This is a genomic window from Neobacillus citreus (genome assembly GCF_018343545.2).
Taxonomy (GTDB): Bacteria; Bacillota; Bacilli; order Bacillales; family Cytobacillaceae; genus Neobacillus; species Neobacillus citreus.
The window spans coordinates 1-9629 of record NZ_JAGYPE020000108.1 but is presented as its reverse complement, the minus strand read 5'-3'; the positions used below and the strand labels follow the sequence as shown (position 1 = coordinate 9629).

Sequence of the window (9629 nt, the reverse complement as noted above, 5' to 3'; positions counted from 1 at the left end):
CATTGGTACAATCGGACACGTTGACCATGGTAAAACTACTTTAACTGCTGCAATCACTTCTGTACTTGCTAAGCAAGGTAAAGCAGAAGCTCGTGCATACGATCAAATCGACGGTGCTCCAGAAGAAAGAGAACGTGGTATCACAATCTCTACTGCACACGTTGAGTATGAAACTGATGCACGTCACTACGCACACGTTGACTGCCCAGGACACGCTGACTATGTTAAAAACATGATCACTGGTGCAGCACAAATGGACGGCGGTATCCTTGTTGTATCTGCAACTGATGGTCCAATGCCACAAACTCGTGAGCACATCCTTCTTTCTCGTCAGGTAGGCGTACCTTACCTTGTTGTATTCATGAACAAGTGTGACATGGTTGACGACGAAGAATTACTAGAATTAGTAGAAATGGAAATTCGTGACCTTCTTTCTGAATACGATTTCCCTGGCGATGACACTCCAGTTATCAAAGGTTCTGCTCTTAAAGCATTAGAAGGCGATGCTGCATGGGAAGAAAAAATTATCGAACTTATGGATGCTGTTGACAGCTACATTCCAAACCCAACTCGTGACACTGACAAGCCATTCATGATGCCAGTTGAGGACGTATTCTCTATTACTGGTCGTGGTACAGTAGCTACAGGACGCGTTGAGCGTGGCGTAGTTAAAGTTGGTGACGTAGTTGAAATCGTTGGTTTCACTGAAGAGCCAAAATCTACAACTGTAACAGGTGTAGAAATGTTCCGTAAGCTTCTTGACTTTGCTGAAGCTGGTGACAACATCGGTGCCCTTCTTCGTGGCGTAGCCCGTGAAGAAATCGAGCGTGGACAAGTTTTGGCTAAGCCAAAGTCCATCACTCCACACACAAAGTTCAAAGCACAAGTTTACGTATTATCTAAAGAAGAAGGTGGACGTCATACTCCATTCTTCTCAAACTATCGTCCACAATTCTATTTCCGTACTTCTGATATCACTGGTATCATTATTCTTCCAGAAGGTACTGAAATGATCATGCCTGGTGATAACACAGAAATGACTGTTGAGCTTATCGCTCCAGTTGCGATTGAAGAAGGAACTAAGTTCTCTATCCGTGAAGGTGGACGTACTGTAGGTTCAGGTTCAATCACTACAATCATTGAGTAATTAATCTATAACAGAAGCAGCTGGGTGACGATCCAGCTGCTTTTTTATATTGTTCTTTTAAAAATTTACCGTGTTTCTTCTATATAATTATGAATGTTTAAATGTAATTTAATTAGGAGATTACTGGAGATTATTATTATGTGTTGAAATCATGTATATCAACCTTTATAATAATAAAAGTGTTCAGGACATAAGACTAAAAAAAATCGTAATAAATGTTGCGTTTGCTTTATGTTTTATGTATAATAGACAATGTTGGTCTTTGACTGCGATGATGTGGGAGGTTGCTGACACACCCGGCCGCTTTGCCATGGCGCTGTGTTAGGGAAATTCTCACTGAGAAATGTCTATTTTGAAAATAGGCGAATAAAGGAGGGAAAATAATGGCAAAACAAAAAATTCGTATCCGCTTAAAAGCATATGATCACAGAATCCTTGATCAATCTGCAGAAAAAATCGTTGAAACAGCAAAGCGTTCAGGTGCAGCTGTGTCTGGTCCGATTCCGCTTCCAACTGAAAAATCTATTTATACGATTCTTCGTGCGGTTCACAAGTACAAAGATTCTCGTGAGCAATTTGAAATGCGGACACATAAGCGTCTAATCGACATCGTTAATCCAACTCCACAAACAGTTGATGCATTAATGAGATTAGATTTACCATCCGGTGTAGATATCGAAATCAAATTATAAGCAAATAAAATTTTACAAAATTAGGAGGTGTGACTTACATGACCAAAGGAATCTTAGGAAGAAAGATTGGTATGACTCAAGTATTTGCTGAGAACGGAAACTTAATTCCTGTAACAGTAGTTGAAGTAGCTCCAAACGTTATTCTTCAAAAGAAATCTGCGGAAACTGATGGCTACGAAGCTATTCAGGTAGGTTTCGAAGATAAACGTGAAAAGTTAGCTAACAAACCTGAAAAGGGACATGTTGCAAAAGCAAATACTGCTCCTAAGCGCTTCGTTCGCGAATTCCGCGGAGATGACTTAGCAGGCTATGAAGTTGGTCAAGAAGTCAAAGTTGATATTTTCGCTGCAGGCGATTTAGTAGATGTAACAGGAATCTCAAAGGGTAAAGGTTTCCAAGGCTCTATCAAGCGCCACGGACAATCACGCGGCCCAATGGCTCACGGTTCTCGTTACCACCGTCGTCCTGGTTCAATGGGACCAGTTGCTCCAAACCGTGTATTCAAGGGTAAATTATTACCTGGACGTATGGGCGGAGAGCAAGTTACTGTTCAAAATCTTGAAATCGTTAAGGTTGACGCTGAGCGCAATCTACTTTTAATCAAAGGTAACGTTCCAGGCGCGAAAAAAGCATTACTAAAAATCAAAGGTGCGGTTAAAGCATAATCACTTCATAAGAAAGGAGGAACATAGGAATGCCGAAAGTAGCATTATTTAACCAAAACGGTTCACAAGTTGGTGAAATCGAGTTAAACGAATCCGTATTTGGTATTGAACCTAACCAACACGTATTATTTGAAGCGATCATTATGCAAAGAGCTTCTTTACGTCAGGGAACTCATAAAGTTAAAAATCGTTCTGAGGTAGCCGGCGGTGGTCGTAAACCATGGCGCCAAAAGGGAACAGGTCGTGCTCGTCAAGGGTCAATCCGTTCTCCACAATGGCGCGGAGGTGGTACTGTATTTGGTCCACAACCACGCAGCTATAGCTATAAATTACCGAAAAAGGTTCGTCGTTTAGCAATCAAATCTGCACTATCATCTAAAGTTCTAGAAGAAAAAGTGTTAGTACTTGAAAGCTTAGCGTTCGATGCTCCAAAAACAAAAGACTTCAAAGCTGTTTTAAATGGTCTTTCTGTTGAGAAAAAAGCGTTAATCGTTACAGCTGACCTTGATGAAAACGTAGCATTATCTGCTCGCAACATTCCTGGTGTAACAGTTGTAACTGCTGATGGAATCAACGTATTAGACGTTGTAAATCATGATAAATTAATCATGACTAAAGCAGCGGTTGAAAAAGTAGAGGAGGTGCTTGCATAATGGATGCACGCGATATCATTAAGCGCCCCGTTATCACTGAACGTACTACTGACCTAATGGCTGAAAAGAAATATACTTTTGAAGTGGATGTTAAGGCTAATAAAACTCAAGTTAAAGATGCTGTCGAAGAAATCTTTGGCGTAGAAGTTGATAAAGTCAACATCATGAACTACAAAGGTAAGTTCAAGCGTATGGGTAAATTTGGTGGTTACACAAACAAACGCCGCAAGGCAATCGTTAAACTAACTGCTGACAGCAAAGAAATCGAATTCTTTGAAAGCTAAAATCTAATATAAGAGGAGGGAAATAAAATGGCGATTAAAAAGTACAAACCTACCTCTAACGGACGTCGTGGGATGACTGTTTCTGATTTCGCTGAAATCACAACAAGTACTCCAGAAAAATCACTCTTAGCTCCATTAAAGAGCAAAGGCGGCCGTAACAACCAAGGTAAGTTAACTGTTCGTCATCAAGGTGGCGGTCATAAGCGTCAATATCGTTTAATCGACTTTAAACGTAACAAAGATGGCATTCCTGGACGCGTTGCCACTATCGAATACGATCCAAACCGTTCTGCAAACATTGCACTAATCAACTATGTTGATGGTGAAAAGCGTTATATCTTAGCTCCAAAAAATCTTGAAGTCGGCATGGAAGTAATGTCTGGCTCTGAGGCAGATATTAAAGTAGGTAACTCACTTCCATTAGCAAACATTCCAGTTGGTACAGTAGTACACAACATCGAATTAAAACCAGGTAAAGGCGGCCAGTTAGTTCGTTCTGCTGGAACAAGCGCTCAAGTACTTGGTAAAGAAGGTAAATACGTACTTGTACGTTTAACTTCTGGTGAAACTCGCATGATTCTTTCTGAATGCCGTGCATCTATCGGTCAAGTAGGAAACGAACAGCACGAACTTATTAAAATCGGTAAAGCTGGTCGTTCTCGCTGGTTAGGCGTGCGTCCAACTGTCCGCGGATCTGTTATGAACCCTAACGATCACCCACACGGTGGTGGTGAAGGACGTTCACCAATCGGACGTAAGTCTCCAATGTCTCCTTGGGGCAAACCGACTCTTGGTTACAAAACTCGTAAGAAGAAAAACAAATCCGACAAACTTATTATTCGTCGTCGTAAAAAATAACGTGATTGAACTACGGTTCAAAGACAGAGCCGTAGACCACTCACGAAGGGAGGTTCATTCATGGGTCGCAGCTTAAAAAAAGGACCATTCGTTGATGATCATTTAATGGTTAAAGTTGAAAAGTTAAATGAATCCGATAAGAAACAAGTGATTAAGACTTGGTCTCGTCGTTCTACGATTTTCCCACAATTTATCGGTCATACGATCGCCGTTTATGATGGCCGTAAACATGTGCCTGTGTATGTTACTGAAGACATGGTAGGACATAAGCTTGGAGAATTCGCTCCAACACGTGCTTACAAAGGTCATGGTAACGATGATAAGAAAACAAGACGTTAAGAGAGGAGGGCATCCCAATGCAAGCTAAAGCTGTTGCAAGAACAGTCCGAATTGCTCCTCGTAAAGTCCGCTTAGTCGTCGATTTAATTCGAGGAAAGCAAGTTGGTGAAGCGGTGGCGATTTTAAATCTGACTCCGAAGGCTGCTTCTCCAGTTGTTGAAAAAGTTTTAAAATCTGCTATGGCAAATGCTGAGCACAATTATGAAATGGACGTAAATAACTTGGTTGTATCCCAAGCATTTGTTGATGAAGGTCCAACCTTAAAACGTTTCCGTCCACGCGCTATGGGCCGTGCAAGCCAAATCAACAAGCGCACAAGCCACATTACAATCGTTTTATCAGAGAAGAAGGAGGGATAAGCTGTGGGTCAAAAAGTAAATCCAGTCGGTTTGCGTATCGGAATCATCCGTGATTGGGAATCTAAATGGTACGCAGGTAAAGACTTTGCTGATCTTTTACACGAAGACATTAAGGTTCGTGAATACATTACGAAGCGCTTAAAAGATGCTTCTGTGTCTAAAGTTGAAATCGAACGTGCTGCGAACCGCGTTAACGTTACAATCCATACAGCGAAGCCTGGTATGGTAATCGGTAAAGGCGGTACTGAAGTGGAATCACTTCGTAAAGCATTAAACCAATTAACTGGCAAACGCGTTCATATCAACATTCTTGAAATCAAGAAGGCTGATGTTGATGCGAAGTTAGTTGCTGAAAACATTGCTCGTCAATTAGAAAACCGCGTATCTTTCCGCCGCGCACAAAAGCAAGTAATTCAACGTGCTATGCGTGCTGGCGCAAAAGGTATTAAAACAATGGTATCTGGTCGTCTTGGTGGTGCCGATATCGCTCGTTCAGAACATTATAGCGAAGGAACTGTTCCACTTCATACACTTCGCGCTGATATCGACTACGCTACAGCAGAAGCCGATACTACTTACGGTAAACTTGGTGTAAAAGTATGGATCTATCGTGGAGAGATCCTTCCTACTAAGAAGAAAACTGGGGAAGGAGGCAAATAATCATGTTATTGCCAAAACGCGTAAAATTCCGCCGTCAACATCGTGGTAACATGCGTGGAAACGCAAAAGGCGGTACCGAAGTATCATTCGGTGAATTCGGTCTGCAATCAATGGAGGCATCTTGGGTTACTAACCGCCAAATTGAAGCTGCTCGTCGTGCGATGACTCGTTACATGAAACGTGGCGGTAAAGTTTGGATTAAGATTTTCCCTCACAAGCCATATACTGCAAAGCCTCTAGAAGTACGGATGGGTTCCGGTAAAGGTTCACCTGAAGGCTGGGTGGCAGTAGTTAAGCCTGGAAGAATCATGTTTGAAATTGCCGGCGTTTCTGAGGAAACTGCTCGTGAAGCTCTTCGTCTTGCTGCACACAAGCTTCCTGTAAAGTGTAAGTTTGTAAAACGTGAAGAAATTGGTGGTGAATCAAATGAAAGCTAATGAAATTCGTGACCTTACCACTGCTGAAATTGAACAAAAAGTAAAATCGTTAAAAGAAGAGCTTTTCAACCTTCGCTTTCAATTGGCGACTGGACAACTTGAAAATACAGCTCGTATCCGTGAAGTACGCAAATCGCTCGCTCGCATGAAAACTGTGATTCGCGAGAGAGAAATCAGCGTTAATAAGTAAAATCCGAGAGGAGGTTCACGAGTGATGAGTGAACGTAACCAGCGCAAGGTTTACACTGGACGCGTTGTTTCTGACAAAATGGATAAGACTGTAACTGTTCTTGTCGAAACATACAAAAAGCATCCCCTTTACGGTAAACGCGTAAAGTACTCTAAAAAGTACAAAGCTCATGATGAGCAAAATCAAGCAAAAGTTGGCGACATCGTACGTATTATGGAAACTCGCCCGCTTTCAGCTACAAAACGCTTCCGTTTAGTTGAAGTAGTAGAAAAAGCAGTTATTATTTAATTGTTCGGAGATAGTTTTTCCGAAGGGAGGTTACACACATGATTCAACAAGAATCACGTTTGAAAGTTGCTGACAACTCTGGTGCACGTGAAGTGCTTACCATTAAAGTTCTTGGTGGTTCTGGCCGCAAAACGGCTAACATCGGCGATATTATCGTTTGTACAGTGAAACAAGCAACACCTGGTGGCGTTGTTAAAAAAGGTGATGTTGTTAAGGCTGTTGTTGTACGTACAAAGAGCGGTGTCCGCCGTCCTGACGGTTCCTACATCCGTTTTGATGAAAATGCATGTGTAATTGTTAAAGAAGATAAGAGCCCACGTGGAACTCGTATCTTTGGACCAGTTGCCCGCGAACTTCGCGACAATAACTTTATGAAGATTGTTTCTCTAGCTCCAGAAGTACTATAATTATAAATTCCAATTGCCTTTAAGGAGGTGCTTACGGATGCATGTAAAAAAAGGTGATAAGGTCAGAGTTATCTCTGGTAAGGATAAAGGCAAGACAGGTACAATCCTGGCTGCTTATCCAAAAGAAAGCCGTGTTCTTGTAGAAGGCGTGAACATCGTGAAAAAACACGCTAAACCTTCACAAGCAAACCCACAGGGCGGCATTATCAGCTTCGAGGCTCCAATTCATGTATCAAATGTAATGCCTATCGATCCTAAAACAGGTAACCCTACACGTGTAGGTTACAAATCGGTAGATGGCAAGAAAGTCCGAGTAGCAAAATCCGGTGAATTATTAGATAAATAGTCTAAAGAAGAAGGGAGGTACACTCTATGAACCGCCTAAAAGAAAAGTATTTAAAAGAAATCACGCCTGCTCTTATGAGCAAGTTCAACTATAAATCCATTATGCAAGTACCTAAGATTGAAAAAATCGTTATTAACATGGGTGTTGGTGACGCAGTTCAAAATGCTAAAGCTCTTGATAATGCAGTTGAAGAATTAGCAATGATCACTGGTCAGAAGCCTTTAGTAACTCGTGCGAAAAAATCTATCGCTGGTTTCCGTCTTCGTGAGGGAATGCCAATTGGTGCAAAAGTCACTCTTCGCGGTGAGCGTATGTATCAATTCCTTGATAAGTTAGTTTCTGTTTCTTTACCACGTGTACGTGACTTCCGTGGTGTTTCTAAAAAAGCATTTGATGGTCGCGGCAACTACACATTGGGTATTAAAGAACAGCTAATTTTCCCTGAGATTGATTACGATAAGGTAAGCAAGGTTCGTGGTATGGATATCGTTATCGTAACAACTGCAAATTCTGATGAAGAGTCTCGTGAATTGTTAACTCAAGTCGGAATGCCGTTCCAAAAGTAATCGCTAAATAAGGAGGCGAAAACGTGGCTAAGAAGTCAATGATTGCGAAACAAAAGCGCACGCCTAAATACAAAGTACAAGAGTACACACGCTGCGAACGCTGTGGTCGTCCACACTCTGTATATCGTAAATTTAAGCTTTGCCGTATTTGTTTCCGTGAATTAGCATACAAAGGACAAATTCCTGGTGTTAAAAAAGCTAGCTGGTAAAACTAGAGTTTGTGGAAGGAGGTAAAAAACAATGGTCATGACAGATCCAATTGCTGATTTGCTCACTCGCATTCGTAATGCGAATATGGTGCGTCACGAGAAATTAGAAGTACCTGCTTCTAATATCAAAAAAGAAATCGCTGAAATTCTAAAGCGTGAAGGTTTCATCCGTGACGTGGAATATATCGAAGATAATAAACAAGGTATCATCCGTATCTTCTTAAAATACGGTGCAAATAACGAACGTGTTATTACTGGATTGAAGCGTATAAGCAAGCCTGGTCTTCGCGTTTATGCAAAATCTAACGAAGTGCCGCGTGTTTTAAATGGACTAGGTATTGCGCTAGTTTCTACTTCAACAGGCGTGATCACTGATAAGGAAGCTCGTGCTAAACAAATCGGCGGAGAAGTTTTAGCATACGTTTGGTAAGAGATTTTTTGAATGAATGGAGGTGCACTAAATGTCTCGCGTAGGAAAAAAACCTATTGAAATCCCAGCAGGTGTAACGGTTGCTGTGAACAACAACACTGTTACTGTTAAAGGACCAAAAGGCGAGCTTTCTCGTTCTTTTAATCCAGAAATTACAATTAACGTTGAAGAGAATGTTGTAACCATCTCTCGTCCATCAGATGTGAAAGAACACCGCGCATTGCACGGTACAACTCGTGCGGTACTCGCAAATATGGTCGAAGGTGTTTCTAAAGGCTTCGAAAAGAGATTAGAGTTGATCGGGGTTGGTTACCGTGCCCAAAAGCAAGGTACCAAGCTTGTACTAAACGTTGGATACTCTCATCCAGTTGAAATCGAACCTGAAACAGGCCTTGAAATTGAAGTTCCTGCAAATACAAAAATTACTGTAAGAGGTACTGACAAAGAACGTGTTGGTGCATTAGCAGCAAATATCCGTCAAGTTCGTCCTCCAGAGCCGTATAAAGGCAAAGGAATCCGTTACGAAGGCGAATTTGTTCGTCGCAAAGAAGGTAAAACAGGTAAGTAATGCCGCATAAGTAAACGAAAGGAGTGACGTAAATGATTACGAAGCAAGATAAAAACGCTACTCGCCGTAAAAGACACGCTCGTGTTCGTGCGAAGCTTAGCGGTACCTCTGCTCGTCCACGTCTAAACGTGTTTCGTTCTAACCAGCATATTTATGCACAGGTAATCGATGACACTAATGGAGTTACTTTAGCAAGTGCTTCTACATTAGATAAAGAACTTAGCCTTGAGTCAACTAGCAATACTGAAGCTGCACAAAAGGTTGGAGAATTAGTCGCTAAACGTGCGGTGGAAAAAGGAGTCTCTGCAGTTGTATTTGACCGTGGAGGATACCTTTACCATGGACGTATTCAAGCATTAGCTGATGCTGCCCGCGAAAATGGCTTACAATTTTAATAGACAAAGGAGGGACAAATTAGATGCGTCGCATTGATCCAAACAAACTTGAACTTGAAGAACGCGTAGTTACAGTTAACCGTGTTGCGAAGGTTGTTAAAGGTGGACGTCGCTTCCGTTTCTCTGCACTTGTCGT

Annotated in this window: 19 protein-coding genes and 1 pseudogene; all 20 read left to right on the top strand. The window is 41.6% G+C overall.

Translation table 11 applies throughout. The features are described from left to right. The first annotated feature begins 1 nt into the window (after position 1). Positions 2-1147, top strand: a complete 1146-nt coding sequence (gene tuf, locus KHB02_RS28725) for an elongation factor Tu (protein WP_241114176.1) — start codon at positions 2-4, stop codon at positions 1145-1147. Between the two features lie 383 nt (positions 1148-1530). Then, a complete protein-coding gene (gene rpsJ, locus KHB02_RS28720) occupies positions 1531-1839 on the top strand; it encodes a 30S ribosomal protein S10 (protein ID WP_034676072.1) in 309 nt (102 codons plus the stop codon). Positions 1840-1877: 38 nt separating this feature from the next. Beyond that, the gene (gene rplC, locus KHB02_RS28715) at positions 1878-2504 is read left to right on the top strand and encodes a 50S ribosomal protein L3 (RefSeq protein WP_213148271.1); all 627 of its coding nucleotides are present in this window, start codon (positions 1878-1880) and stop codon (positions 2502-2504) included. Positions 2505-2533: 29 nt separating this feature from the next. Continuing rightward, positions 2534-3157: a 50S ribosomal protein L4 gene (gene rplD / locus KHB02_RS28710; RefSeq protein ID WP_213148270.1), complete on the top strand. Its 624-nt coding sequence runs from the start codon at positions 2534-2536 to the stop codon at positions 3155-3157. Beyond that, the gene (gene rplW / locus KHB02_RS28705; RefSeq protein ID WP_277398412.1) at positions 3157-3441 is read left to right on the top strand and encodes a 50S ribosomal protein L23; all 285 of its coding nucleotides are present in this window, start codon (positions 3157-3159) and stop codon (positions 3439-3441) included. Before rplD ends, rplW begins: the two co-directional genes overlap by 1 nt. Positions 3442-3468: 27 nt before the next feature. Next, the gene (gene rplB, locus KHB02_RS28700; RefSeq protein ID WP_213148269.1) at positions 3469-4299 is read left to right on the top strand and encodes a 50S ribosomal protein L2; all 831 of its coding nucleotides are present in this window, start codon (positions 3469-3471) and stop codon (positions 4297-4299) included. A 60-nt stretch (positions 4300-4359) separates the two neighbouring features. Next, positions 4360-4638 (top strand): 30S ribosomal protein S19, encoded by a 279-nt coding sequence (gene rpsS, locus KHB02_RS28695; protein ID WP_213121080.1) that lies wholly within the window; start codon positions 4360-4362, stop codon positions 4636-4638. A 17-nt stretch (positions 4639-4655) separates the two neighbouring features. Next, positions 4656-4997: a 50S ribosomal protein L22 gene (rplV, locus tag KHB02_RS28690; RefSeq protein ID WP_213121079.1), complete on the top strand. Its 342-nt coding sequence runs from the start codon at positions 4656-4658 to the stop codon at positions 4995-4997. 3 nt (positions 4998-5000) lie between these two features. Further along, complete coding sequence (rpsC, locus tag KHB02_RS28685) at positions 5001-5657, top strand: 30S ribosomal protein S3 (protein ID WP_213148268.1); 657 nt, start codon at positions 5001-5003, stop codon at positions 5655-5657. Positions 5658-5659: 2 nt separating this feature from the next. After that, positions 5660-6094 carry a 50S ribosomal protein L16 gene (rplP, locus tag KHB02_RS28680; RefSeq protein ID WP_213148267.1) on the top strand — a complete coding sequence of 145 codons (435 nt, stop codon included), beginning with the start codon at positions 5660-5662 and terminating at the stop codon, positions 6092-6094. Then, the gene (gene rpmC / locus KHB02_RS28675) at positions 6084-6284 is read left to right on the top strand and encodes a 50S ribosomal protein L29 (RefSeq protein ID WP_213121076.1); all 201 of its coding nucleotides are present in this window, start codon (positions 6084-6086) and stop codon (positions 6282-6284) included. Before rplP ends, rpmC begins: the two co-directional genes overlap by 11 nt. A gap of 24 nt (positions 6285-6308) precedes the next feature. Then, complete coding sequence (gene rpsQ / locus KHB02_RS28670) at positions 6309-6572, top strand: 30S ribosomal protein S17 (RefSeq protein WP_066321295.1); 264 nt, start codon at positions 6309-6311, stop codon at positions 6570-6572. A gap of 38 nt (positions 6573-6610) precedes the next feature. Further along, a complete protein-coding gene (rplN, locus tag KHB02_RS28665; RefSeq protein ID WP_038538479.1) occupies positions 6611-6979 on the top strand; it encodes a 50S ribosomal protein L14 in 369 nt (122 codons plus the stop codon). A 37-nt stretch (positions 6980-7016) separates the two neighbouring features. After that, positions 7017-7325 carry a 50S ribosomal protein L24 gene (rplX, locus tag KHB02_RS28660; protein ID WP_213121075.1) on the top strand — a complete coding sequence of 103 codons (309 nt, stop codon included), beginning with the start codon at positions 7017-7019 and terminating at the stop codon, positions 7323-7325. A gap of 26 nt (positions 7326-7351) precedes the next feature. After that, positions 7352-7891, top strand: coding sequence for a 50S ribosomal protein L5 (rplE, locus tag KHB02_RS28655; protein WP_213148266.1), 540 nt, complete (start codon positions 7352-7354; stop codon positions 7889-7891). Positions 7892-7914: 23 nt separating this feature from the next. Next, complete coding sequence (rpsN, locus tag KHB02_RS28650; RefSeq protein WP_009499044.1) at positions 7915-8100, top strand: 30S ribosomal protein S14; 186 nt, start codon at positions 7915-7917, stop codon at positions 8098-8100. A gap of 31 nt (positions 8101-8131) precedes the next feature. Then, complete coding sequence (gene rpsH / locus KHB02_RS28645; protein ID WP_213121073.1) at positions 8132-8530, top strand: 30S ribosomal protein S8; 399 nt, start codon at positions 8132-8134, stop codon at positions 8528-8530. A gap of 31 nt (positions 8531-8561) precedes the next feature. Beyond that, positions 8562-9098 carry a 50S ribosomal protein L6 gene (gene rplF, locus KHB02_RS28640; protein WP_213148265.1) on the top strand — a complete coding sequence of 179 codons (537 nt, stop codon included), beginning with the start codon at positions 8562-8564 and terminating at the stop codon, positions 9096-9098. A 32-nt stretch (positions 9099-9130) separates the two neighbouring features. Continuing rightward, a complete protein-coding gene (gene rplR, locus KHB02_RS28635) occupies positions 9131-9493 on the top strand; it encodes a 50S ribosomal protein L18 (RefSeq protein ID WP_213148264.1) in 363 nt (120 codons plus the stop codon). Between the two features lie 23 nt (positions 9494-9516). After that, positions 9517-9629: pseudogene (rpsE, locus tag KHB02_RS28630) on the top strand (30S ribosomal protein S5); the annotation flags it as partial.